The organism is Haloarcula sp. CGMCC 1.2071, assembly GCF_037078445.1.
GTDB classification, from domain to species: Archaea; Halobacteriota; Halobacteria; order Halobacteriales; family Haloarculaceae; genus Haloarcula; species Haloarcula amylolytica.
Window position 1 is genome coordinate 23,410 of the sequence record NZ_JAYMGY010000001.1, and the last position, 24,339, is coordinate 47,748.

Genomic DNA, 24,339 nt, shown 5'->3' on the forward strand with positions numbered 1-24,339 from the left:
GACGGAGGAACTCCTCGAACACGCACGAGAGGCACACGGGCTTAGCGTACACTGACTGGCGTCGCGCCGTTTTTCCATCCACGCAGAAACACCGACAGCGACAGGTCAGGACGTCTTGTCGATGTCCTGTCGCACGCTGAACCGCGCGTAGCCGCCGTGTGAGAGGTCAAGCGCACCCAGCCACCAGTTCCACCGCTCGGCGAGTTGATAGTCCTCGGGCGCGTCCGCGAGGTTGTCGACGACATCCCCCACCGTCAGCTCCGCCCCGAAGTCGGTCACGAACTGGTCCGATTCCGAGAGGTCCCGTGCCTGTCTGGCCACGACCGTGACGATATCGGGGTCGGCGTCGAAGGCGTCGCGGAGTTCCCGTTCGAGTTCCTTTCGGTCCACATTCGGGTGTACGACCCGCATCTGACTTGAATGTACGGTTGGGGACAACGCTGTATGTCGAGGTCGGCGACTGACTGTTCGGTGCGGAGCCCTGTCTCAGCGACGCTCTTGCTCTCGAACAACGCTACAAAAATCAGAAAGTAAGCCGTCACCGCTTCGATTCGAGGCTTCGTGCGCTATCGCTTACTCAGCTTCGCCTGTTCCACGGGTCGCCCGACGGGCTCCCCGTTCCACTACGAAGCGAACTCCTTCGCTGCGCTTAGTCGTCCGCTTCGCCCTTCTCTATAGGCGCACCAACCAGATTGCCCCATTCGGTCCAGGAGCCGTCGTAGTTGATGGTGTCGTCGTAGCCCAGCAGTTCGTGCAGGGCGAACCAGGCGACGGAGGAGCGCTCACCGATGCGGCAGTAGGCGACCGTCGTGGAGTCGCCGTCGATGCCGTACTCGGCGTAGAGCGCTTCGAGTTCGTCGTAGTCCTTGAAGGTGCCGTCGTCGTTGGTGACGGCCGCCCAGGAGATGTTCTGGGCACCGGGTACGTGGCCGCCGCGCTGGGCGGTCTCCTGGAGTCCAGGGGGTGCGAGGATCTCGCCGGAGAACTCCTCGGGCGAGCGGACGTCGACGAGCGGCAGTTCACGCTCGATGGCGTTCTCGACGTCCTCTCGGTAGGCGCGGATGGACTCGCGCGGACCGGCGGCCTCGTAGTCGACTTCGGAGAACTCGGGCACTTCGTCGGTGAGTTCGTAGTCGTTCTCGACCCAGTACTCGCGGCCGCCGTCGAGGAGCTTCACGTCGTCGTGGCCGTAGTACTTGAACTGCCAGTATGTGTAGGCGGCGAACCAGTTGGAGTTGTCACCGTAGAGGACAACTGTCGAGTCCTCGCTGATGCCATGGGCACCGAGCAGGTCCTCGAAGTCGTCCTTGTCGAGGATGTCCCGCGTGGTCTGGTCCTGGAGGTCTGTCTCCCAGTTGAAGCCGATTGCGCCGGGTGCGTGGCTCTCGTCGTACAGTTCCGTGTCGACGTCCACCTCTACCAGTCGGTGGGCGGGGTCGTCGCTCTGGAACTCGTCCAGATGCTCGCTGACCCAGTCGGCCGAGACGAGCACGTCGTTAGCGTAGTCAGTCATAGTGCATCGAAGCGTAAGTCTACCAGACATATATTACCACGACTTTCGGCATGTTCGGCCACTCATCCACCCTGGCGGCATATATTACCCCTATTTGGAGGGGGCGAAAGACGGCGTTCCAGCGGTGGAGGGAATAAGGGCCATGGAGTACCATGTCCGGGACGGCTCGGTCTGTTCTCCCGCGAGAATGGGCAATATTTGCAACCACCTTCGACCGACTGCGATGGGAGTTTTCAAGCGGACAGAGCGGTAACGCCACGACAATGACTGATTTCGTCTCTGCGGAGTGGGTGGCGAGCCAGGACGAGGGTATCCGAATCGTCGACGTGCGCGACGCCTGGGAGTACGACGGCCTCGGCCACCTCCCGAATGCGGTGAGCGTGCCCTTCGATTCGTTCCGGGCAGACGAACACGGCGCGGAGTCCGACGCCGACGCTGGCGAAGGGATGCTCCCCGACAAAGGCGACTGGGCAGAGTTGCTCTCGGAGGCCGGCGTCTCCCCGGAGAGCGACATCGTCGCGTACGACGACCACCACGGCGTCTTCGCCGCGCGGTTCCTCGTCACGGCCGAACTATTCGGCCACGACCCCGACCGGCTCCATCTCCTCGACGGCGACTTCTCCAGTTGGCAACTGGAACGGGAAACGTCGAGCGAGTCGCCGGCCGTCGAGCCGACCGACTACGAGGTGACGCGTCCCGACTCGACGCCGCTGGTCGGCCCGGACGCGGTCGCTGACGCCGCGGACGACCCTGACGCGGTGCTGGTCGACACACGCGAGGACGGGGAGTACGACGAGGGCCACATCCCCGGTGCGGTCCTGCTGGACTGGCGGGACCTCGTCGACGACGAGACGCGGGGACTGCTTCCGAAAGACGAGGCACGATCAGTTCTCGAACGTGCGGGCATCGTCCCCGAGAAACGCGTCGTCCTCTACTGTAACACCGCCCGTCGCATCAGCCACACCTACGTCGTCTTGCGGCATCTCGGCTTCGAGCAGGTGGATTTCTACGAAGGGAGCCTGACCGAATGGGAGGCACAGGGGCGGCCGCTGGAGACAAACTGAGTCGGCGTCGCGACCGCTTACACAGTCCACACTACGTCAGTTGCTGCTGGTCTCCTTGCTGCTCGTTCGTCAACAGCGACGACAGTTCGACCAACAGCGCGATGACGACTGGCCCGGCGATAAAGCCGATGACGCCCAGCGTCAGCACGCCGCCGGTGAACCCGACGAAGTAGAGACTGGCCGGGAGGCCGGTCGTGTAGCGGGCGAGTTTCGGCCTGATGACTGCGTCGGGGAGGAAGCCGACGAAGACGAGGCCGAACACGGTCACCAGTATCGCGCCGGTGATGTTTCCGTTGATGAGGTCCGCGACAGCGATGGTAAGGACGACGACGCTGGGGCCGATGACGGGGACGAACTGCAGGATGCCGGCGACCACCGCCAGCGCGAACGCGCCCTGATAGCCCAGCAGCCAAAACACGACCCACGCCACGACGAAGGTCCCGAACGCCGTCGCCGCCTGGAGAACGTAAATCGCGTACAGCGTCCCCCGGAGTCGCTGATGGAGTCGGTTGACGACCTCGTGATACGACGCCGGCACCGTCCGATAGGCGGCCTTTTTCGGTGCCTGTGGCCGCCACAGCATCGCGTAGACGAGAATCGTAAACAGGACGGCTTTCAGCGCCAGGACGGGCGATTCTGCCGCGAGGTCGACTGCGAAATCCGTGAGTATCCGTCGCGCTGATAGCAACGTCGGCGCGATCTCGACCGGGTAGCTAAACCCGCCGACATCGATGGTCACCATCGGAGGGAGTTGCTGGAAGAACGAAAACAGGTCACGACGGCGGAGATACAGCACGGCCCCGAGCGGGACGACGATGAGTGTGCCGCTGACGAAGGCGATACCAGTCGTCACGGCCGCCGACACTCGCTTGTTGAGCCCGTGGCGCCCGAGCCACTTCGAGACGGGGAACAGGACGTATGCGACTGTGATTGCGAAGAATATCGTCGATAGCACTCGCGCGAGCAGGACTGTCGTCAGACAGCCGGTGAGAACGAGCAGGCCCGCGAGGACGTAGGTTCGTCGGCGTGTTACCACGCCCGTCCTTTTATATTGGTCGGTAAAAACGTTATCTGCACACACCAGTCGAGTAACAGGTCCGTCAGGACCGGGAGAACAGCGCCGCCAACTGCTCGCGGGAGAACAGCGTCGTCGGTCGGTCCATGTGGACGCCGATCTCGCCCTCGAAGGCCTTCATCCCGGCTTTCTGTATCGGCTCCGGCGCGGAGTAGCCGGCCCGAACCGCATGGCCCAGACGGATCTCCTGCCGGAGATCGTCGCGCCACGCTCGCTCGTACTCGCCCAGCGTCGCCGGGTCCCCGGGGTCGATTTCCCGGGCCGCGTGGTCGGCCGCGGTCATGCCGTAGCGGATGCCGCCGCCGGTGAAGGGCTTGGTCTGTGCCGCGGCGTCGCCGACGAGGAACGACCGCCGACCGGTGACCCGCTTCGGCGGGCCGATGGGAATGAGCCCCGAGCACCGGCGGTCGGTCTCGACGCCGTAGCCGTCGACGAACTCTTCGAAGCGGCCGCGGGCGTCATCCCCTGGCGGCACGGCCAGCCCGTACTCGACGCCGGCCTCGCCCCGCGGGATGCGCCAGGCGAAAAAGCGAGGCACAGTGAGGTGCACGTCGACGAAGTCGCCGTGGTCCACCTCGTCGCTGAACCCGAGCACGCCGTGGAGCAGTTCGTCGGGCTCCGGCAGGTCCAGTTCCCGCCGGACGCGGCTCTTCGGGCCGTCACAGCCGGCAACCATTTTCGCTCGGTGCGTCTCGACGCCGTCGTCGCCCCGGACCTCCACGGTGACGCCGTCCCTGTCTTCGGTGACCCCGACGACCGAATGCCCCTCACGCACGTCCGCGCCTGCGTCGCGGGCCAACCCCGCGAGGTGCTTGTCCAGGCCGACGCGGTCGATGACGTTCGAGATGACCTCGTCCTTGTAGAATGGGTGGTCTTGGCTCCCGGGGCCGCCGGTGTGGAACCGCGCGCCGGAGATCTCGTTCTGGAACAGTTCGTCGCGGGCGTCCTCGGTGAAATCCCAGATATCTGTACTCACATGGCCCGAGCAGGCCAGCGGCTTGCCGATCTCCCCCTGTTCGAACACCACCACGTCGAGCCCCCGACTCGCCGCCTGGCGCGCGTACCGGGACCCAGCCGGACCCGCACCGACCACCACAACATCGTGCATACACGTTCTCTCGGTGTCACGAACCAAATACCTTCTCGATTCAGACGGCTGTTGTACCCGTTTTCCGGACGACCGCCGGGTCAGCTATCCGTCTCAGGGACTCGCGAATGAGCCTGTTTCTCGGCTAACCGCCGAAACGGTCGTCGCGTCACCAGCCGAAGCAGGGCGTATTTGTCGGTGTAGCCCCTGTCACCGCCCATGGCAGAGTACCAGCCCGGCGTCTGCAACATCGGGGCGAACCAGCGCCGTGCCCGCCGACTGTCGGCCATTGCTTCGTTTGCAGTCGCCATCGGTATCGCCCTCGCCACCACCCTCGGCGCGATACCCGACCTGTCGCTGTGGGCGGCTGTTCCCTTTGTTTTCGGCGGGTACGTCGGCGCGCTGCAGGATTACTTCCGGTTCTGCGTCGCCTTCGGGGCACTCGCCCGCTACGACCTCTCCGGGTCGGGCGGCTCCAGCGGGCGCGTTGACGCGAGCGAGGCTGTTCGCGCCGACCGGCGAAAGGCGGCGAAGATTCTCCTGCTCGCGACCGTTGCGACGGCCGTGACGAGTGGTCTCGGTGCCGTTTTGCTCCGACTGGCGTAGCTGCGGACGGACTCTGATGCCGGCCACTTGCTCGGCCGCCCCTCACACGACGGCCAGTCCGCTCGGGACCTGGTCGTACTCGGCTGGCCAGCCCACGCCGTCGGGACCCTCCCGAGTCCACGTCTCCCCGCGCTGCGACTGGAACAGGCCGTAGTTCGTCAACGCGAGGAAGCCGTCGTCCGGGTCGGCGGTGAGAATCGGCCGGGCCAGTCCCGCCGGCCCCGGTAGACCGTCCATCGACTGTCTCCACCGGTCACCACCCCATCGATACACGTAGCTCTCGCCGCTGGTGCTGTGGGCCGACCGAGGGCCGCTGGCCGCCGAGACGACGATGCAGTCCGGATCGTCAGGATGGACGGCTAGCCCCCACACGTACCGATGTTCTAATCCTTCCTGCGGGTGGGTCCATGTCTCGCCGCGGTCGGTCGACAGCGCGTAGCCGTCACCGGCGGCGGTGTACACCCGGTCCGGGGCGTCGGGGTGGGTCGCCAGCGTGTGGTTGTCCCGCCGCGCGCCGTCGGGGTGGTCGACCCACCTCTCGCCGCCGTCGGGACTGCGGACGAACGCGCCGGCCTCGATGGCGGCGTACACCTGCTCCGGGTCGTCCGGCGCGAGGGCGATCCACCGGACGTGATGGGTGTCGGGCCGCGGCGGGAACGACCACCGCGAAGCCGAGTCCAGTTCCGTCAGCCCGGAGTTCTCAGTCCACGTCTCTCCACCGTCGGTCGACTGATAGACCGCGCTCGGCTCCGTCCCGGCCCACACCACGTCGGCGTCGTGTGGGCTGACTGTGACGCTCGTCACGCGGTCCCCGGCGTCAAGGGCCGACTCCCACGTCGCTCCGCCATCGGTCGTCCGCTGGAGGCCAGCAGCGGCGGTTCCCACGAAGGCACGCCCCAATTCGGCCGCTCCTGCAGCGACACACTCGATATTGTGGCCGAGGAGGCCGTCGTCCCAGCCGCTGTGGCCGTCGCCGACGAGGACGCGATCACCGAGCGCAGCGTAGGCGGTGTGCATGGCCGACTGTACGACGCCCGAGCCAAGAACACTGGCGGTGTCAGCGACTGACCGACCGCGTCAACGCGAAGACGTACAGCGCGGCGAAGCAGCCGCCGAGCTTAGTCGTCGGCGGCGACCGTTTCGGTCCCGATCCGGCGGTCGAGGAAGCCATCGAGCAGGCGGAACAGCCGCGTTTTCTGCTCGATGTCGGAAGAGGCGTGGCCCTCCTCGCCGAGTTCCCGATACTCGAAATCGCCGTCCGGTCCCTCGGTGTAGCCGGCGGCTTCGAGCGCGTCGCGGAACAGGCGGGCCTGCGAGACGGGGACCCGGCGGTCGTTGACGCCGTGGACGATGAACAGCGGGGCGTCGAGGTTATCGGCGTGGGTGACGGGCGACCGCTCCTCGTACAGGGCCGGGTTCTCCGCCGGGGTGCCCATGTTCTTCTCCATGAGCTCAGTCCGGTAGTGTGGCATCGTGTTCTCGTACTGGTCTTCGAGGTCCGTGAGGCCGATCCAGGCGACGCCGGCGTCGTACAGGTCAGGGTACTGGACCATTTGCCAGTACGCCGAGTAGCCGCCGTAGGAGCCGCCGAAGACGACGACGCGGTCCTCGTCTACCCACTCACGCGTCGCGAGGACGTGCTCGGCGGCCGAGGCCACGTCGCCCTGCTCGGCCCCGCCCCAGTCGTCGTACAGTTCGCGGATGAACTCGCGGCCGTGGCCGGTCGAGCCCCGGTAGTTCACCTGCAACACCGAGAAGCCCCGGTGGACGAGGAACTGCGTGTAGAGGTCGAAGGACTTGCTGTCCATCCCGCGCGGGCCGCCGTGGGGATTCACGATGAGCGGCGACGGCCGCTCGCCAGAATCGTAGAGGAGACAGCCGATCTCCAGCGTGTTGTAAGGGTCGTACTCGACTGCGGCCTGCCACGTCTCTGGGACGCCGTCGGACTCGATGGCGAAGTACTCGGCGTCGGCGAAGGCCTCGGGCGAGAACGGTCCGTACTCCGCCTCGACGAGAGTCGTCGTTTCGTCGGCGGTGAGGTCGTAGGCGAGCAGTTCGGGCCGGTTCGTCGGCGTTGTGTGGAGCGTCAGCAAGCGGTCCCCGGAAAGCACCGGGTCGCCGCCCATCATGCCGAAGGAGGCGACGCCCTCGGGCAGGTCGAGTTCGCGCTCCTCGCCGGATTCGATGCCGTACACGACGGGCACCTTCGTGGCCTCACGGGTCCGAACGGCCAAGAACCGCTCACCGTCGGGCAGGAACGCCTGTGGCTCCTCCTCGTACTCACCACCGAACCACGTTACCTCGTCCGTCTCCAGGTCGTAGACGCCGCTCCGGGACAGGTCGTCGCTGTTGTCCACGACCAGCAGGCGGTCGCCGTCGGGTCGCCAGTCGGCCGGGGCGGCCTCCGCGCCGGTGACACCGATTTCGAGGGGCTTCGGGTTTGCCCCGTCAGCGTCGCTCACGTACACGTCCATGTTGTCGAAGTCGTCGGTCTCGTTGGTCGTGTACGCCAGCTGCGAGCCGTCGGGTGAGAGGATGCCCGTGTGAACCGCGCGGTCGTAATCGGTCAGCTTCGCCGTCTCGCCGCTCGCCAGGTCGTGGCCGTAGAGGTTCATCTGGCCGTCGCGTGTCGACCCCAGAAGCAGCGTCTCGCCGTCCTCGCCCACGTCCTGTATCACCACCTGCCCGTCCATCTCGACGACTGCCTCGACCGACCCGTCGCGGTCGATGGCGTACACGTCGTTCTGTTCGTTGCCGTCGTCGTCGAGGTGGAAGAACACGCGCTCGCCATCGGCTCCCCACTCGACGTGCCAGCGGGCGTTCCGTGGCACCTCGCCGTCGCTCCACTGCTCGCAGGTCCCGCTCTCGACATCGAGGATGTGGAGTTCGTTGCGCCCGCTCACGTCGTAGTAGAAGGCCACTTCGTCGCCGTCGGGGGACGCCGTCGGATGGGCCAGCGTCGGGAGTCCGGCGAGTTCCTCCAGTACCGTTTCGGGGTCCGTTTCACCGCTTTCAGGGTCGGACATACGACGTGTGCTAACTCCGGCTAGATTGTAGTTGTTCTGCCGACACGAGAGCGCATGTGGTCTGGATTACTGTTCCTGTCGCCTCCGATGGGCGGTACCCACAGACAGACTACGGCGTCCACCAGCGCAGGCCGACCATCACGAACACGATTGCCAGTTGCAACAGCCCCTGCAGGCCGCCCAGCTTGGCGTTTCGCATCCCTATCTCGGAGACGAGCTCAACGTCCGGGTTCTCGGAGACGACCTGCCGGTAGATGCGGATTTCGCCGGGGAGGATGACGCCGAAGCCCTGCACGGACAGCAGGGTCACGATAGCGAGCGTCGCGACGATCCACCACGAGGTCATCGCGAAGGCCGGCAGCGTGGCCGCCAGATACGCGCCGGAACCAACGACGGCGACGCCGAGGACGCCCAGCGTCTTCGGGTCGGTCAGCGCATCGAACTGGGAGCCGATGAGGAGGACGACCGGAATCAGCGTCGCGGCGGTCAGCAGCGCCAGCCACGGGTCGGCGTTGGGGAACTTCCCGAGCCTGAGCGCCAGCAGGATGCCGCCGGCGATGGTCACCGTCGCCAGTGTCGGCATCAGGAACGTCATCTTGGGCGTGAACGAGGCGAAGAAGTCGGCCCGTGCCTCAGATTCCTGGCCGCCAAGCACTGGCCCCAACACGAGCCCCATGAACAGGTCGATGCCGGTCCACAGCACCCCAGCCATCACATGTACGTAGGTTAGCGCCCGGATGTTGCCGCTGGCGACGGCCCCCGCAAACGCAATGAGCGGGACTGCGACTGCGCCCACGGCAAAGGCCGGGTTCGCCTGCTTCGCCAGCCCACCGATACCCCGTTTCCGCTCGATGCGGTCCGCTGTCGACTGCGCCATAGCTGGCTATATCAGGTTTCGCCGTCGACTAAAACGTGGTGGCAGGTGCGGAGATTTATCCCGGAACACGGCATCACTCTCAGGTATGACCGCACGCTTAATACGATGCAATACGTTGCATTTCGCATGGAGAACGTCACTACTCGAATGAGCGATACGGAACTCGATCTGGTGGCGCGTCTCGCTGAGGCGAAAGGAGAGAGTCGGAGCGACGCGATCCGACAGGCGATCCGGCAAGGCGCTCGCGAGGAACTCATTCGGGTCGCCCTCCAGCGCTATCAGGACGGAGCGGTCGGGATGCGCGGTGCGGCGGAGTTGGCAGGGCTCACCATCGCGGAGATGATGGCTGAAGCGAACGACCGCGGAGTTCTGTCGAACTACGACGAGGTCGATCTGGCCGACGACGTAGACGCACTTCGATGATCTGGAACGGGCGGGTCGTACTTCTTGATGCGAGCGTTATTATTACATTAGCTGAAACCGGGTCGATTGATTTACTCGATTCCGTGCGTGGAGGATTGGTCGTCCCTCGGGCGGTAAAATTCGAGATCTCGAAAGAGCCTGCTAAATCAGCACTCGACACCTGCATAGATGAAGGGAGTATCGTTCAAACTAATATTCTCGCCTGGGCCGGAGAGGAAGATCAAGATGAACTCGTTTCCGATTCAGCGGCTCGACTCGGGAACGATCCTGGGTCAGTAATCGATACCGAAAGAAAAGTTCCAATGATCGTCGACGGCGATGTTGCACTGCTCACCGGCGCTCGACTTGCGGACGAGTGTGTCGTCATCACCGATGACAAACCGCTCCGGAAGGCTTGTAAGTCAATATCGCTACCGGTTTCGGGGACAATCGGTGTACTCGTCCGTGCCGTGGAAACCGGGGATATCGATCCAGACGCCGCAAAGGAGACGCTCTATGCGATGGATGAAGTCGGAGCCCGCCTCAGTGCGAGTCTCGTGAGGCGAGCGGAGCGATTGATCGACGACGCGTCCGATTAGTCGTCGTCCGCAGCCGGCTGTTCGGCCGATAGCTCGCGGTCTGCTCGCGGCCCCTCAAGCTCGACGTTCGGCAGGAGGTCACGGAGGTACTGCCCGGTGTAGGACGCCTCGGTCCGGGCCACGTCCTCCGGGGTGCCCTCGGCGACGAGTTCGCCGCCGTTCTCGCCGCCCTCCGGCCCGAGGTCGATGATGTGGTCGGCGTTCTTCACGAGGTCGAGTTCGTGCTCGATGACAACCACCGTGTTGCCGTCGTCAGTGAGCCGGTGGAGCACGTCGATGAGCTTGCGCTCGTCCTCGGGGTGGAGCCCGGTGGTGGGCTCGTCAAGCAGGTACAGCGTCTCGCCGGAGTCCTTCTTGCCGAGTTCCTCGGCGAGCTTGACGCGCTGGGCCTCGCCGCCGGAGAGGGTCGTCGAGGGCTGACCGAGGCGCATGTAATCCAGGCCCACGTCCTTCAGGAGTTCCAGCCGGCGGCGAATCCCCGAATGGCTCTCGAAGAAGTCGTAGGCCTCCTCGACGGTCATCTCCAGCACGTCGGCGATGGTCGCGCCCTTGTAGGTCACGTCCAGCGTCTCGTCGTTGTAGCGCGCGCCGCCACACTCCTCGCAGGGCACCGTCACGTCCGAGAGGAAGTTCATGTCGATGGTGACCGTCCCCTGGCCGCCACAGCCCTCACAGCGGCCGCCCTTGACGTTGAACGAGAACCGGCCGACCTCGTAGCCGCGCTGTTTCGACAGGCTGGTCTCGGCGAACAGCTCCCGGATGTGGTCGAAGACGTTGGTGTACGTCGCCGGGTTCGAGCGAGGGGTGCGGCCGATGGGCGACTGGTCGATGAGCCGCACCGTCTCGATGTCGTCGAGGCCGTCGATGGCGTCGTGTTCGCCCGGGTTCACGTCAGTATCGTTCATCCGACGGACAACGCCCTTGTACAGCACGTCGTGCATCAGCGTCGACTTCCCGGAGCCGGAGACGCCTGTGATGGCGGTGAAGGTCCCCAGCGGGATGGACACGTCGAGGTCCGCGAGATTGTGCTGGCGAGCGCCCCGGACCGTGAGTTCGCCGTCGGCCTCGCGGCGGCTGTCGGGGACCGGAATCGTCCGCTCGCCCGAGAGGTACTCCCCGGTCACCGACGCCTCGGTGTCGATGACCTCGTCCATCGGGCCGTTGACGACGACTTCGCCGCCGCGCTTGCCCGGGCCGGGGCCCATGTCGATTATCTGGTCGGCCCGCCGCATCGTCTCGGTGTCGTGCTCGACCACGAGCAGGGTGTTGCCGAGGTCCCGGAGCTCTTCGAGGGTGTTCAGCAGGCGGTCGTTGTCCCGCTGGTGCAGGCCAATCGACGGCTCGTCGAGGACGTAGAGGACGCCGACGAGGCCGCTGCCGATCTGCGTTGCGAGGCGAATCCGCTGGCTCTCGCCGCCGGACAGCGTCGAGGCCTCGCGGTCCAGCGTCAGGTAGTCTAGGCCGACCTCGGTCATGAAGCCAAGGCGGGCCCGGATTTCCTTGAGGATCTCCTCGGCGATCTTTCGGTCGCGGGCCGAGAGGGTCTCTTCCATGCCCTCGAAGTGCGCCAGCGCGTCGCTGATGGACATCTCGTTGACCTCCGTGATGGAGGTGCCGTCGACGAGCACTGCCCGTGACTCCGCTTTGAGTCGCGTGCCCTCACAGGCCGGGCACGTCGTCGTCGCCATGAACTCCTCGATGTGCTCGCGGGCGCGGTCCGAATCCGTCTCGACGTGGCGCCGCTCCAGATTGGGGATGACGCCCTCGAAGCGCTCGGTCTTCTCTCGGGTGCCGTTCTTCGTTCGCCACTCGAAGTGGACCTGGCTGTCGGTCCCGTAGAGGAACTGCCGCCGGATGGACTCGTCTAGCTCCTCGAACGGTGTCGAGAGGTCCACGCCGAAGTGCTCGGCGACGTTGTCCAGTTGCCGCGAGTAGTACGTCCGGTCGTAGCTCCAGGGCTCGAAGACGTGCTTGAGCGGCTTCGTCGGGTCGGTGATGACGAGGTCCTCGCTGACCTCTTTCGTCTCGCCCAACCCCTCACACTCCGGGCAGGCTCCGTGGGGTGAGTTGAACGAGAACGACCGCGTCTCTATTTCGGAGATATCGATGCCACAGTGGGTACAGGCCAGATCCTCGGAGAGTTCGACGACGACGCGGTCGTTCGCTCGCGGGCTCTGCCCGCTCGCGTCGCCCGAGGCGCTTCGCGCCTCGCTCGCGAGGTCTCCCGTTGCCCGGGCGTCCGACCCGCCGAGGGTCTCCGCAGCGCCCTCCGCTGGATCCGGCAGGATGACTTTCAGTGTCCCGTCGGCCTCTTCGAGCGCGGTCTCGACGGAGTCCGTGATGCGCGAGCGGGCGTCCGGCGAGATCTTCACGCGGTCCACGACCACGTCGACCGTGTGGTCGTAGTTCTCGTCCAGTTCAGGTCGGTCCATCGTGAGGTCGAACTCCTCGCCGTCGACCTCGACGCGGCTGTACCCCTCGCTCACGAGGTCGTCGAACAGGTCTTCGAAGGCTCCCTTCTGGTCGCGGACGACCGGCGCACACAGCTTGGCGCGGGTCCCCTCGGGGAGTTCCAGAATCCGGGAGACCATGTTCTGTGCGGACTGCTCACCGACCTCGCGGCCACACTCCGGACAGTGGGGCGTGCCGACGCGCGCGTAGAGCAAACGGAGGTAGTCGTGCAGTTCAGTGACGGTCCCGACCGTCGAGCGGGGGTTGTTGGCCGCGTTCTTCTGGTCGATAGAGATGGCCGGTGACAGGCCCTCGACGTTCTCGACCTGTGGCTTGTCCATCTGCCCCAGGAAGTTCCGTGCGTAGGAGGAGAGCGATTCGATGTAGCGCCGCTGGCCCTCGGCGTACACCGTCTCGAATGCGAGCGAGGATTTGCCCGACCCCGACAGCCCGGTGACGACTGTCAGTTCCTCGCGGGGAATCTCCACGTCGACGTCCTTGAGGTTGTGTTCCTCGGCCCCTCGGACCTCGATTATATCCTTGCTCATTCTTGGATTTTACTTGGTCGGTAGGCGGGAAACCCTGTCGGTTCGGGTCTCGGCGGCGGACTCCTTGCGTGGGCCTATTTTTATTTTGAACAGTGTGGCGAAAGATTTACCACGAATATCGAATATGAGATTGGTATGGGAACGAGCGACTACGATATCACCGGAATCGACCTCTCCGACGACAGCTACACAGTCGAACAGAGCCTGATACGCAGCAAGTACAAAGCCATGGACGCCGCCGGGAACGTCGTCCTCCGCGGGAAACAGAAGATGATGAAGATGAAAGAGGAGTTCCCGTTCGTCGACGCAAACGACAACGAGGTGTTCCAGGTCAAGGCCGGCGGCATCATTGACGTGGCCGGTAACTACGTGCTGACCGACTCCAAGACCGGCGAGGACATCGTCATCCTCGACAACGACTATTCCATCTTCCAAGATACGTGGAAGATTCGGGACGCCAGTACCGAGGCGAAGATCGCCGAAATCAACTCTCAAGGCGCGCTCGTGACCATCGCCCGCAACGTCGTCCCGTTCGGCGGCTGGATTCCCCACAAGTACGAGATCACCGACCAGGACGGCAACCACGTCGGCAACATCGACGGACAGTTCTCGCTGAAAGACCGCTACGAGATAACTATCGACGACGCCAGCACGGTTCCCAAGGAGCCAATCATCGCCGCGGCGATGGTCATCGACGCTATCCAGGGGAACTAATCGATCTGCGGGCACCGGAATCCTTCTTGCCCTGGCTCCCGCAGGGACGGCTATGCGCCGCCGGACGGTCCTCCGACGACTCGCCCTCGCAGGAACAGGTGTCGGTCTGGCTACGGGGACGACCCGTGGCCATCCGTCGCCGACCGGTGACGGGACGGCCGAGCCAGCGGCCTCCGACACCCCGGTCGGCGAGGACCCGCTGGGCGTGCTGGAGATGGAGACGGTGTACGAGGTCGTTACCAGCCCCGACGGACACACGGCCTACGTCGCGACGGGCGACGGCGTCGCGCTCGTCGACCTCGTCACGCCGACCAGTCCGCGACCGCTCAGCCGACGGACGGACCTGCTGGCCGACAGTGACAACGGACCGATACAGCGCGTGCAGGACCTCGCTGTCAGCGGCTCGCGGTTGCTGGCCGCTGGGCCGGCCCACCCCGCCGATGGTGCCCACGGCTTCGTCGTCTTCGACGTGAGCGACAGGCGGGACCCGACACGAATCGCGGGCCTCGAACTGGACACGCGTATCCACAACTGCCACTTCGACGGCCGTTACGCCTATCTGACCGCGAACGACCGCGACGGTAACCCCTTGCTCGTCGTCGACACTGAAACTGAGCAGGAAGTCGGCGAGTGGTCGCTGTTAGACGCCGGCGACGCCTGGGCCGACGTGCCGACCAGCCTCTGGCCGCTGCACGACGTGTGGGTGCAGCACGACCGGGCGTATCTGGCGTACTGGGACGGCGGGACGTGGATTGTCGACGTATCAGACCCGAGTGATATCTCGTTGGTAGCGAACGTCCGTGGCCGGACTCCCGAGGACCTCGCCGCCATCGAGGACCCCGGGACCGAGCGAAGCGAGCCACCGGGCAACGACCACTTCGTGACGGTCGACGAGGACGCGTCGCTGCTGGGCGTCGGCGGCGAGTCGTGGGACCTCAGTGACGACGGCAGCGGCGGCCCGAGCGGCATCGACCTGTACGACATCAGCGACCCGGACGACGCCGAGCTGCTGTCGACGCTCGACCCACCGCCGACCTCGGACCCCACGCCGGGGGGCATCCTCACGACGGCACACAACTTCGAACTGACCGACAACCGCTGTTACTCCGCGTGGTACAACGGCGGCGTCCGCGTTCACGACCTGACGGACCCGACCGCCCCCGAACAGGTTTTCGAGTGGCGAAACACCGACGCGACTTCCTTCTGGACCGCCCAGCGGGCCGCCGGCTGTTTCGTCGCCGGGAGCACGAACGCGAGTCAGGGGACGGAGGTCCAGCCCGCGCTGTACACGTTCCCGGACCCGCGGATACGGACGCCGACGGCCGACGCGTCGGCTACGGACGCCGGGGCCGGTGGCACTGACGGCACCTCCCTCGGTGTCGGCGGCCCCGGCTTCGGCGTCGGCTCGGCGCTGGCTGCAGTCGGGCTGGCAGCCTGGCGCGCCCGACGCCGGCACGACTGACGCCGCGTCGCGTGACTGGCCTCGCTCCGTCACTCTAGCGCGCTCTTCACAGCGGCGGCGACGCTCCGGGCGCGCTCGGCCAGCGGTTCGGAGATGTGTCCCCGCTCGACGGCCGCGTCGAGTTCGTCGTCGTCGACCCGCTCGACGGTGCCGTCGGCGTGTTTCACCACGTCGACGTGGAGGTCCACGTACCGGGCGGTGTCGGGGAATACCTCGACGGGCGTGCAGACGTTGACGTAGGTGCCCTTCTTCTCGCCGTCGCTGTCGCGGTACACCGTCGGATACCACCAGCGCCCCTCCTTGACCTTTGTCTCGGCGATGTCGCCGGCCTCCTTCGGGACGCCGAGGGCGTCGTAGGTGCCGCCGGGACTCATCTCCCGCTCGATGGTCACCGTTCCGTCGTCGTCGACCGACTGGACCTCGCCGTTGCCCAGCGTGATGAGCCGACCGTCGGGCTTGCCGTGACCCAGCGACAGCGACCCGCCGACCTGCGGGCCGAACTGCCGGGCTGTCACGGCGAAGGGGAAGTCGGTCTCGCCGTCGGCCGCGATGTCGTCACACAGCGCCTCGACGTAGTCGACGGCGGCGCTGGCGGCGCGGTCCCCGGCCTTCACGCGGTGGTGGCCCGGCATCGTCGCCGTCACCTCGCGGCGGGCCTCGTCGAGCGCGAACCGGCTCTCGCGGCCGAACCACAGCCACGCCGTCGAAAGCCCCTCGTCGTAGCGACCGGGGGCGCAGTCCTCGGGGGCGTCGGCTCCCGCAAGCGCGTCGTCGACGGTCGCCGCGCGGTCGTTGGCGGCGTCGAGGGCCTCGGCCAGCGCGTCGAAGCTCGCGTCCTCGCTCGCCGACTCCCACGAGACGCCCCAGCCGTCTCGGGGCTCCGCGGCGATGAGGTCAAGCATTGCCGGGCCGCCAGTCCCCGGTGTGCTGGCGGTCTCGCCGCGCACGAGCGAGAGCAGCGACCCGCGGACCGCGACGGTCGTGTCCAGCACGGGTCGGCCGTTCGTCCACGGCGCGCTCGCCCCGACGACCTGCACCCGGAGCGTATCGCCGGTCTCGACGCGTTCGTCCGAGGACGAGTACGGGAGAAAGCCTTCGCCGTCGCCGAGGTCGACGACAGCCCCGCTCCCCAGCGTCCCGGTCACGGTGCCGGCGTAGACCGCGCCCTCTGGCGTCGGGTCGTCCCAGTGGAGCGTGTCCCGGCCAATTTCGGTCAGGCGGTCGATGACACCTTTGGCGATATCGGTGTCCCCCATGACGCCGACGCCCTGCTGGTCGTCCGTCGTCGCCACGGTGACCGCCGCCCGCTCGTCGGCGAACTCGCCGTCGAAGCGGTTCTGGATCGGTTCCGACGCCTGAACGACCTCGTGGTCTGCCTCGCGCAGCAACCGGGTCAGCGCCGTCGCGTAGATGCCCCTGACCCGGACGGTCATAGCGCGTCCTCGGCGGCGGCAAAGCGGACCCGTCCGTGGACTGTCGGCCCCAGCGAGAGCTCTACTTTCTCGTCGCTCAGAACGCGTCCGCCCTCGACCGGGACGCCCCAGGTGCCGAAGCGCAGATACCCCCGGATGTCGTCGGCGTGGGTGAACAGGTCGCAGTATTCGACAGTGTGTTCCTGAATCTCGCTGGAACTGTGGGCGATGTCCATATCGGAGTACACCGTCTCGCGGCCGTCGAAGAAAGCTTCGAGTTCTGCGGCCGCGTCGTCGGTGGCTGCGACCACTGCGTCGGAGGCCGTTTCGATGGTCTCCTGATCGACGCCGGCGTCGCGGAGCGCCTGCTGTTCGCGTTGCGTGAAGTGCATACCCGCGAGTCAGTGGCGGGGAGCAGAAAACAGTGCGGAATCGCCTACACGATCATCGCGTTCAGCACGAGCATCAACAGCCCGAACATGACGCCGGTCGCGACGATTGTTCGAGGGTCGATACGGATCGTGTTCTGGTCTTCGGCGTCGAAATATCGGACCAGTCCCGCACTGGACATCAGTCCGCCGCCGTCGCTGCCACTCATACTTCAGGGTGGTGTATCACCAACACTAAGCCTTTCGGGTCGCCCGCGATTGCGTGCCTCCGGTACACATGGATAACCCTTATCAGATACCGCGGGCTAACACGAACAGAGTACTATGACGGTTACACTGAAGGACTTCTACGCGGACTGGTGCGGCCCTTGCAAAACGCAGGACCCGATCCTCGAAGACCTCGAGGAGGACTGGACGGACGTCGAGTTCGAGAAGATCAACGTCGACGAGGAACAGGACGTTGCCAACGAGTACCAGGTGCGCTCCCTCCCGACGCTCATCATCGAGAACGACGACGGCATCGTTGAGCGCTTCGTCGGCGTCACGCAGGCTGACGACATCGACGACGCGCTGCAGCAGGCCTCAGCGTAACTCAGTCGTTTTTTGTGGTTCGTCACCCCGATAGCGGCCGCGCCAGCGTCTCGTCGCTGGCGTCGGGGAAGGGTAGGGCTGCCGCCGAAGCAGGACTAGTAGTAGCGCCGCCGTTGCGGTAGCCGAGTGAGTGCAGCAAAACATACCGCTCGCCAGCGGCGAGCGGTTTCACTTCTCGCGACCAGCGGGAGCGAGAAGGTCGTTTTTAGCGTAGATTTTTGCGAACCCGCTCCCCACAGCGCGCTCTGTGAGCGCGCGAGGAGAGGGGGTGACGTAAAAAGGTACTATTGGAAGCGGACGCCCAGGTCGTGCAGGCCGTCGTTGTGGCGGGCGACGTTGATGAGCAGCGGCGTCAGCCCCTCGATTTCGGCGGCGTTGGCGAGCGGACCGCCATCGAGGGCGCGAATCCCCTCGATGCCCTCGGCGAGTTCACAGACGGTGTCCTTGGCGTCGGTGTCGTCGCCGACGACGATGGTGTCCCAGTCGAGGTCGGCGTCGAGGTTGGCGAGGCGACCGGCCGCGAGGTTGTGGAACGCGCCGACAACAGGCGTGTCGTCGGGGGCGGCGTTGGCGGCCAGTTGCGTGACGCTGCCGGCACCGGGGCGGTTGTAGTGGAAGCCGTCCTCGTCGCGTTGCATCCCGACGGCGGGGGAAACGAGCGTAGTGTCGTCAAGTTCGTCGGCGACGGCGTCGATGGTGTCCGTGAGGTGGTAGGCGGGGACAGCGGCGACAACGACGTCGGCGCGGGCGGCGGCGTCCTCGTTACCCAGGCCGGCGATCGCCACGTCGTCGTGGCCGCGGCTGGCCAGTTCTGTCTCGTACTCCTCCGCTTTGTTCGCCGCCTTCTGGGCTTTCCGGGAGCCGATGATGATCGTGTGGTTGGTGTCGTCAGCCCAGCGGAGGGCGAGGCCTTGGCCGATATCTCCAGTACCGCCAAGCAACGCGATGTCCATACTTACGGCGTAGGCCGATCACTGAATAAACGTTGTGTGACAGGTTCGGTCATACTGTTGGCTGTCTCTAGTGTCCGATATTCGCCACCCCGTGTGGCGCAATTCTTCACAGACGCACAGCCGACGGTATCAGGTGTACTCCTCCCAGGCCCGGTCGAACCCGCCGGCGAAGGCGACGTACAGCGCGCTCCCGAGGCTCACCAGATAGCTGAGCCACTGTGTCGCGACGCCGGGGACCGAGGTGGCCCCGAGCCAGAGAGCAAATATCGTCGAGAGCGGGACCATCACGAAAAAGAGGACGATGATGAACATCCCGACACGGCCCGGCCGGTGGACGGATTCGAGGATGTCGTCGCGTTCGCGCATCGTCCAGTAGGCCGCGACGAGGCCGATTAGCTGGCAGGTGACGGCATACAGCGGCACCAGATCGACCGACGGCTCACGGATGACCGCGCCCCCGACGAGCCCGGCCCAGATGCTCACCAGGAATGCCCAGCCAAACGTCGGCAGTCGTCGCATACCCGAGGTCTCTGTCCCGCCGGTGAAACCGTTGCTGTTTGCGGTCGAGGGGCGCTGCCGGTGACGCGGGCTACGCCGCGTCGAGAAGTTCCGGGAGGTCGGTGACCGATTCGATGACGGCGCTCGCGCCGTTGTTGGCGAACGTCCGGCGGCCGGCGTCGCCGGTCAGCCCGCCGGTGAGGACGCCGATGCCGTAGTACACGCGGTCGTCGTCGGCTTCGTCGGCGTTGACCGCGGTCGCAACGTCGTCGAGGGTGTCCCCGGCGAAGGCGACCCGCTCGGCGTCGAAGCGCTCGGCGAGTGTTTGCAGGGCGGCGGGGTGGGGCTTGCCTTCGTCCCAGTCGTCCATGGTGAAGCGGTGTTCCGGCGGCAGGTCAAGGCCGACCCGCTTCAGCGCGATGTCGGCCTCGGCGGCGGGGCGGCCGGTGACGACGCCGACGGCGAAGCGGTCCTGCAGGGCCGCCAGCGTCTCGTCGTCGACCAGCAGCGGCTCGTGATGAATGAACCCCGGCGCGTCAAACATCGGTTCCCCACCTTCAATATCACGGTAGAGGTCGGTTCCGAGATACAGCGTCTGGAACACGTCCCGGAGCTGTTCGGGGTCCCAGGCGTCAAAGACCCGGTCTTCGGCCGAATCGTCGAGCAGGTCACGAACCACGGCTTCGGCCGCGTCGAGACCGCCGCCGCGCTCGGCGATGGCGTCGGTAAACGCCGCCAGGTCGGAGACAGCCGACACGCGGCCGGCGAGAACGAACAGCGCGGCTGCGTAGGTCAGTTCCCAGTCGTTGTTGAACCCGCCGGCGTCCTTGAACTGCTGGACCGCCGATTTCTCGATTGTATCGCCGTACACCCGGTCGATGGATTCGACGATAGCTCGGCGGTAGGAGTCGGCCACGTCCACCAGCACGCCGTCGATGTCGAGGACGACCGCGTCGATTTGCATGAGCGAGCGAAGGCGGTCCTCACTCAAGCGCCTTGCTATCTTTCGCCCGGTACAGCGTCTCCCCGCCCGGGAGCTGTTCGCGCTCGACGGCGACCGTCGGCTGGTCGCCACCCAGCGTGGTGAACCAGAACGCCGCCCCGACGGCGTTGGCGACGGCTAGCGTCGGCCGGTGCAGTTCCGGTGGTAAATTCCGGGCGAACACGATATCACACCCCGCATAGACAGACTCGTCGGAGTCGAGAATATCGTCGACAACGAACCGCACATCCTCGGGGACCGCCCGTTCGACGATGTCCGTTGCGGTCACGTCCACGCCCCGCTCGGCCAGGGCCCCGGCTACGTCAGGGTGGTTTCCGACGCCGACCTCGACGACCGAATCGACGGACGCCAGTCGGTCGACGAGCGGGTCGGTGGTGTCGGTCACGTCGTACAATTTATGAGATGCGGGCGCATATGCGTTCCCATGCACGTCGACATCGTGCCGGTGGGCGAGGTCTCGGCCCAGGTCAAACGCGAGGCCTCGGACGGACTTCGCTCCGTCTACGACTGTGAGGTCTCGATGCACGAGCCACAGTCCATTCCCGCCGGCGCGTACGATGGGGACCGCGACCAGTACCGCGCAGAGGAGTTTATCGACCTCGCCCGCCGGGTCGGCTCCGGCGGCAAAAACATCGCTATCACGCCGAAAGACCTCTTCTACCGCCGTCGGAACTACGTTTTCGGTCTCGCGTACCTCGGCGGCTCCGGCAGCGTCATCTCCACGTATCGGCTCCAGACCTCCTCCGATGGCGGCTTCTCGAACCGCTCGGCCGGCGAAATCTTCTCACAGCGGGTCCGCAAGGAGGTCGTCCACGAGGTCGGCCACACGCTCGGGCTGGAGCACTGTGACAACAAGCGCTGCGTGATGAACTTCTCCCCCACTGTCCGACAAGTCGACGTGAAGGAAGTCTCGCTGTGTGGCTCTTGCCAGCGAAACGTCCTGTAGTTTGCGAACAGATACCAAACTGATTCGGTATAGCGCCTACACTCCTGTGGTACTTGTACACATACGCGATGAGCAAGAGTCAGTCCCCCGAGCGCGTTGCGGAACTGCGAGACATCTTCGTGACGGTCACCGGTGACGAATCAGTCACTGAACCCCAGACAGACGAGCAGACCGACCGCGAACTCGACCCCGATGAGGAGTTCGACCCGGCAGAAGTCGCCGACGGTCTTGACGATGCAGTCGCAGGGTCCGAGACGAGCAGTGACAGTGATCCAGCGGCGTAACGCCGCGGACTATTCCTGCGTCTCCCCTTTGCGAGTAGCGGCTGTACTACCACCTGTGACGTAGTCTCACCAGCTAACTCCCGAGATGATCTGTGGATTCAACAGCACGCCGAGCGCGGTTCGGCAGGCGCGACCGTCGAGCAGCGACCTCCGTCGACGAAACCGCTTGAGCACAGCTGTTCTCGCAAAAACGGCTCCGGCTGAGCTCCCTCCACCCGTAGATTTCCGATGACGAGACAGTCGCCGTCTGGCTCTCGCCGACCTCGCTCCGCCCTGAGCCTACGGCGCGTAGTAGTACTCGCCGGCGTTCTTCTGCTCGCGGTCCAGTTGCGAGTCGGGCTTGTTGATGCGGGGCCGTGAGGTCCGCTCGTCGCGGCGGAAGGTGATATCGAGGTTCTTCAGGAACTCGTTCATCCCCTCGCGCATGCCCTGTGGCGGCGCGGCGTGGCCGTTCCGGGCCGGCTCGCCGTCGAAGACGAGCAGGCGGTCGGCCAGCAGGTCGATCATATAGATGTCGTGGTCGATGACCATCGCCGTCGCGTCGTGGTTCTCCGCGTAGCGCCGGATGGCAGAGGTCGCCATGACGCGCTGCTCCACGTCCAGATGGGCAGAAGGCTCGTCCAGCAGGTAGAGGTCGGCGTCCTTCGAGAGGCAGGCCGCGATGGCGACCCGCTGGCGCTCCCCGCCCGAGAGGTCGGTGAGCTGCTGTTCCATCACCGACTCCAGTTGGAGCGGCTGTGCGATTTCGGTGTTCCAGTAGGAACTCCCGAAGTCGTCCGTAATCGACGCGAGGAAGGCGTCGACGCGCATCGGCTGGTCTATCTCGATGTACTGGGGCTTGTAGGCGATGTCGAGGCTGGTGTCGATGTCGCCCGCGGTCGGTTCGAGCCGGCCGGCGAGCATCTTCGCGAACGTCGACTTCCCGATACCGTTCGGGCCGACGACGCCCAGCACTTCGCTCTCGCGGATGGTGCCGGCCTCGACGTCCAGCGAGAACTCGCCGCTGCCGTAGCTCTTCTGGAGCTCGGGGTACTCGATAACCACGTCGCCGGTGGAAGCGCTCCGTGGCGCGTGCTCCTCGAACTCGATGTCCGTCTGGCGGATGCGCATGTTCTCGTTTTCGAGGTAGCCCGAGAGGTACTCGTTGATGCCCTTCTTCGTCGATTTTGGGGGCGTGATGACACCGAACGCGCCGGGGGTCCCGTAGGCGACGTTGATATTGTCCGCGAGCAGGTCCAGGATGGCGAGGTCGTGCTCGACGACGAGCATCGAGCGGTCCTCCTCCTCGGCGAGTTCCCGGATGAGCCGTGCGGCGGTCATCCGCTGGCCGATGTCCAGATACGGCGTGATCTCGTCGAGGAAGTAGAAATCGGCGTCCCGCGCCAGCGTGGCGACGAGCGCGACCCGCTGGAGTTCCCCGCCGGAGAGGTCGTCGATGTGGTTGTCGACGACCGGCTCGATACCCGTCTGCTCGATGAGGTAGTCGAGGTCGCCGCGTTCGTCGGTCTGGTCCAGCAGCTCGATGGCTTTGCCGTCGAACTGGTCCGGAATCCGGTCGACGTACTGGGGCTTGCGAGCGACGCTCACGTCGCCGTCGCGCATCTGTTCGAGGTACTCTTGCAGGGCGGTCCCGCGGTACTCGTCGAGAATTTCGTCCCAGTTCGGTTCCTCGTCGTACCGGCCCAGGTTGGGTTGCATCTCGTCGGCGAGGATGCGGACGGCGGTGGTCTTCCCGATGCCGTTCGGGCCGAGAATCCCGGTGACCTGGCCCTCGGCGGGACTCGGAAGCCCGTACAGCGCGAAGGCGTTCTCCCCGTAGCGGTGGACCGGGTCGTCGGTCAGCTCCTGTGGGAGATTGATGATCTCGATAGCGTCGAACGGGCACTTGTTGACGCAGATACCGCAGGACTCACCCAGACAGATCTCCTCGGAGATGCGGACCTGGTCGGGCTGGCCTTCGAAGGGCTCGTCCTCCTCGTACTCGTCCTCCCGCTTGACGATGCACTCTTTCCCGCTGCGGTTTGGCGGGCAGTAGTTCATGCACTCGTAGTTACAGCGGTCGGGTTGACACCGCTCCAGGTCGACGACGGCGATACTGTCTTCAGCCATCGTTACGCTCCCGTCGTGAGGAGAATGCCCCACGAGACGAACCACAGCGAGAAGGTCATGAAGCCGATGTAGAGCACGTCCTTCGCCGAGAGGTCGTCCGTGTCGATGCCGATCACCCGCAGAATCGGGAACTGTGCTGCGATAGCGACCGCGAGGACAAGTATCCCTTGCGGGGCGTCCGGCGTGGCCGCTAACTCGTTGGAACCGAACGCGGCGGCGATGCCAGCGACGGCTGTCAGCGTCGTGACAGTGAGCCCCCGCATATGGGAGCTCATTCCGTCCGCCGTTTCCGTAGCCATACCACACGTTCCACTACCCGCAACCAAAAGGTGCGCGGTTCGGTACTGAGACGCGGCCGCGAATGCTTGCGGCGGCGAGACGGACTCCTCAATCTTTATGCGCCCGGCGCTTGTGATTACGGGTAATGACGGACTCTGATGGGGAGGCCATCGCAGACCTTCCGCCGAGCGCAAAGCTCGTATACAAGGTTCTGGAGTACGACGGCCCGCTGACACAGAAAGGCATCGTCGAAGAGTCGATGCTCTCGGCACGGACCGTTCGCTACGCTCTGGAACGACTCGACGAAGTCGGTGTCATCGAAGAAGACGTTTACTTCGCCGACGCGCGGCAGAACCTCTACGAGATTATCGACCAACCGGCGGAAGCGGACGCCGCCGTCTCGGACTGACACGCCTTCTCACTTGGCTGTGTAGCAACGGCGGTCAGTAGC

The 24,339-nt window shown here is 65.4% G+C and carries 27 protein-coding genes; 10 read left to right on the forward strand and 17 right to left on the reverse strand.

Annotation, left to right across the window (positions count from 1 at the left end; translation table 11 throughout):
- Positions 1–105 precede the first annotated feature (105 nt).
- Together VI234_RS00135 and VI234_RS00140 are read right to left on the reverse strand one after the other, a co-directional pair.
- A complete protein-coding gene (locus VI234_RS00135) occupies positions 106–411 on the reverse strand; it encodes a hypothetical protein (RefSeq protein WP_008307932.1) in 306 nt (101 codons plus the stop codon).
- A gap of 238 nt (positions 412–649) precedes the next feature.
- On the reverse strand, positions 650–1,513 hold the full coding sequence (locus tag VI234_RS00140) for a sulfurtransferase (protein ID WP_008307934.1): 864 nt from the start codon (positions 1,511–1,513) through the stop codon (positions 650–652).
- Between the two features lie 263 nt (positions 1,514–1,776).
- On the opposite strand from VI234_RS00140, the gene VI234_RS00145 reads away from it, so the two are divergent.
- Positions 1,777–2,577, forward strand: coding sequence for a sulfurtransferase (locus tag VI234_RS00145; protein WP_008307935.1), 801 nt, complete (start codon positions 1,777–1,779; stop codon positions 2,575–2,577).
- A 31-nt stretch (positions 2,578–2,608) separates the two neighbouring features.
- Here the strand turns inward: VI234_RS00145 and VI234_RS00150 are convergent, their stop codons facing one another.
- Positions 2,609–3,613 (reverse strand): AI-2E family transporter, encoded by a 1,005-nt coding sequence (locus VI234_RS00150; protein WP_008307936.1) that lies wholly within the window; start codon positions 3,611–3,613, stop codon positions 2,609–2,611.
- Positions 3,614–3,677: 64 nt separating this feature from the next.
- Complete coding sequence (locus tag VI234_RS00155) at positions 3,678–4,760, reverse strand: geranylgeranyl reductase family protein (RefSeq protein WP_336328925.1); 1,083 nt, start codon at positions 4,758–4,760, stop codon at positions 3,678–3,680.
- 198 nt (positions 4,761–4,958) lie between these two features.
- On the opposite strand from VI234_RS00155, the gene VI234_RS00160 reads away from it, so the two are divergent.
- Positions 4,959–5,345, forward strand: coding sequence for a hypothetical protein (locus VI234_RS00160; protein WP_336328926.1), 387 nt, complete (start codon positions 4,959–4,961; stop codon positions 5,343–5,345).
- A gap of 42 nt (positions 5,346–5,387) precedes the next feature.
- Here the strand turns inward: VI234_RS00160 and VI234_RS00165 are convergent, their stop codons facing one another.
- The 3 genes from VI234_RS00165 to VI234_RS00175 all read right to left on the reverse strand — a co-directional run bounded on the left by VI234_RS00165 (position 5,388) and on the right by VI234_RS00175 (position 9,248).
- The gene (locus VI234_RS00165) at positions 5,388–6,362 is read right to left on the reverse strand and encodes a WD40/YVTN/BNR-like repeat-containing protein (protein ID WP_008307949.1); all 975 of its coding nucleotides are present in this window, start codon (positions 6,360–6,362) and stop codon (positions 5,388–5,390) included.
- 101 nt (positions 6,363–6,463) lie between these two features.
- Entirely contained in the window at positions 6,464–8,371 is a 1,908-nt protein-coding gene (locus VI234_RS00170; protein WP_336328927.1) for a S9 family peptidase, read from the reverse strand.
- Between the two features lie 109 nt (positions 8,372–8,480).
- Complete coding sequence (locus VI234_RS00175) at positions 8,481–9,248, reverse strand: hypothetical protein (RefSeq protein WP_008307953.1); 768 nt, start codon at positions 9,246–9,248, stop codon at positions 8,481–8,483.
- 126 nt (positions 9,249–9,374) lie between these two features.
- Here VI234_RS00175 and VI234_RS00180 point away from each other — a divergent pair, with 126 nt between their 5' ends.
- A complete protein-coding gene (locus VI234_RS00180; RefSeq protein WP_008307955.1) occupies positions 9,375–9,671 on the forward strand; it encodes a UPF0175 family protein in 297 nt (98 codons plus the stop codon).
- Positions 9,668–10,249 (forward strand): DUF3368 domain-containing protein, encoded by a 582-nt coding sequence (locus tag VI234_RS00185; protein WP_336328928.1) that lies wholly within the window; start codon positions 9,668–9,670, stop codon positions 10,247–10,249. The genes VI234_RS00180 and VI234_RS00185 overlap by 4 nt, the downstream gene beginning before the upstream one ends.
- On the opposite strand, the gene uvrA is transcribed toward VI234_RS00185, so the two are convergent.
- The gene (gene uvrA / locus VI234_RS00190; RefSeq protein WP_336328929.1) at positions 10,246–13,248 is read right to left on the reverse strand and encodes an excinuclease ABC subunit UvrA; all 3,003 of its coding nucleotides are present in this window, start codon (positions 13,246–13,248) and stop codon (positions 10,246–10,248) included. The genes VI234_RS00185 and uvrA overlap by 4 nt on opposite strands.
- A 135-nt stretch (positions 13,249–13,383) precedes the next feature.
- Between uvrA and VI234_RS00195 the strand changes: the two genes are divergently transcribed.
- Positions 13,384–13,962 (forward strand): LURP-one-related/scramblase family protein, encoded by a 579-nt coding sequence (locus VI234_RS00195; protein WP_008307958.1) that lies wholly within the window; start codon positions 13,384–13,386, stop codon positions 13,960–13,962.
- A gap of 52 nt (positions 13,963–14,014) precedes the next feature.
- Positions 14,015–15,424: an LVIVD repeat-containing protein gene (locus VI234_RS00200; protein ID WP_336328930.1), complete on the forward strand. Its 1,410-nt coding sequence runs from the start codon at positions 14,015–14,017 to the stop codon at positions 15,422–15,424.
- A gap of 29 nt (positions 15,425–15,453) precedes the next feature.
- On the opposite strand, the gene VI234_RS00205 is transcribed toward VI234_RS00200, so the two are convergent.
- Genes VI234_RS00205 through VI234_RS00215 form a run of 3 tightly spaced genes read right to left on the reverse strand, consistent with a single transcriptional unit; the run spans position 15,454 to position 17,434 of the window.
- Positions 15,454–16,857 carry a DUF402 domain-containing protein gene (locus tag VI234_RS00205; RefSeq protein ID WP_336328931.1) on the reverse strand — a complete coding sequence of 468 codons (1,404 nt, stop codon included), beginning with the start codon at positions 16,855–16,857 and terminating at the stop codon, positions 15,454–15,456.
- Complete coding sequence (locus tag VI234_RS00210) at positions 16,854–17,228, reverse strand: DUF7532 family protein (protein ID WP_008307961.1); 375 nt, start codon at positions 17,226–17,228, stop codon at positions 16,854–16,856. Before VI234_RS00210 ends, VI234_RS00205 begins: the two co-directional genes overlap by 4 nt.
- 44 nt (positions 17,229–17,272) lie before the next feature.
- The gene (locus VI234_RS00215) at positions 17,273–17,434 is read right to left on the reverse strand and encodes a preprotein translocase subunit Sec61beta (protein ID WP_004514908.1); all 162 of its coding nucleotides are present in this window, start codon (positions 17,432–17,434) and stop codon (positions 17,273–17,275) included.
- Between the two features lie 115 nt (positions 17,435–17,549).
- Between VI234_RS00215 and VI234_RS00220 the strand changes: the two genes are divergently transcribed.
- Positions 17,550–17,816 carry a thioredoxin family protein gene (locus VI234_RS00220; protein ID WP_008307970.1) on the forward strand — a complete coding sequence of 89 codons (267 nt, stop codon included), beginning with the start codon at positions 17,550–17,552 and terminating at the stop codon, positions 17,814–17,816.
- A 284-nt stretch (positions 17,817–18,100) separates the two neighbouring features.
- Here the strand turns inward: VI234_RS00220 and npdG are convergent, their stop codons facing one another.
- The 4 genes from npdG to VI234_RS00240 form a co-directional block, all read right to left on the reverse strand.
- Positions 18,101–18,769: an NADPH-dependent F420 reductase gene (npdG, locus tag VI234_RS00225; RefSeq protein ID WP_336328932.1), complete on the reverse strand. Its 669-nt coding sequence runs from the start codon at positions 18,767–18,769 to the stop codon at positions 18,101–18,103.
- Positions 18,770–18,898: 129 nt separating this feature from the next.
- Positions 18,899–19,288 (reverse strand): hypothetical protein, encoded by a 390-nt coding sequence (locus tag VI234_RS00230; protein WP_336328933.1) that lies wholly within the window; start codon positions 19,286–19,288, stop codon positions 18,899–18,901.
- Positions 19,289–19,358: 70 nt separating this feature from the next.
- The gene (locus tag VI234_RS00235) at positions 19,359–20,231 is read right to left on the reverse strand and encodes a TIGR01548 family HAD-type hydrolase (RefSeq protein WP_336328934.1); all 873 of its coding nucleotides are present in this window, start codon (positions 20,229–20,231) and stop codon (positions 19,359–19,361) included.
- A 19-nt stretch (positions 20,232–20,250) separates the two neighbouring features.
- A complete protein-coding gene (locus tag VI234_RS00240) occupies positions 20,251–20,664 on the reverse strand; it encodes a UPF0146 family protein (protein WP_336328935.1) in 414 nt (137 codons plus the stop codon).
- 30 nt (positions 20,665–20,694) lie between these two features.
- Here VI234_RS00240 and VI234_RS00245 point away from each other — a divergent pair, with 30 nt between their 5' ends.
- Positions 20,695–21,216 carry an archaemetzincin family Zn-dependent metalloprotease gene (locus tag VI234_RS00245; protein ID WP_004514915.1) on the forward strand — a complete coding sequence of 174 codons (522 nt, stop codon included), beginning with the start codon at positions 20,695–20,697 and terminating at the stop codon, positions 21,214–21,216.
- Between the two features lie 68 nt (positions 21,217–21,284).
- Complete coding sequence (locus VI234_RS00250) at positions 21,285–21,500, forward strand: hypothetical protein (protein WP_008307977.1); 216 nt, start codon at positions 21,285–21,287, stop codon at positions 21,498–21,500.
- Between the two features lie 279 nt (positions 21,501–21,779).
- On the opposite strand, the gene VI234_RS00255 is transcribed toward VI234_RS00250, so the two are convergent.
- Both VI234_RS00255 and VI234_RS00260 read right to left on the reverse strand, forming a co-directional pair.
- Positions 21,780–23,609, reverse strand: coding sequence for a ribosome biogenesis/translation initiation ATPase RLI (locus VI234_RS00255; protein WP_336328936.1), 1,830 nt, complete (start codon positions 23,607–23,609; stop codon positions 21,780–21,782).
- 2 nt (positions 23,610–23,611) lie between these two features.
- On the reverse strand, positions 23,612–23,908 hold the full coding sequence (locus VI234_RS00260) for an EMC6-like membrane protein (RefSeq protein WP_023843411.1): 297 nt from the start codon (positions 23,906–23,908) through the stop codon (positions 23,612–23,614).
- A gap of 125 nt (positions 23,909–24,033) precedes the next feature.
- Between VI234_RS00260 and VI234_RS00265 the strand changes: the two genes are divergently transcribed.
- Positions 24,034–24,297: a winged helix-turn-helix domain-containing protein gene (locus VI234_RS00265; RefSeq protein WP_004514919.1), complete on the forward strand. Its 264-nt coding sequence runs from the start codon at positions 24,034–24,036 to the stop codon at positions 24,295–24,297.
- Positions 24,298–24,339: the final 42 nt, after the last annotated feature.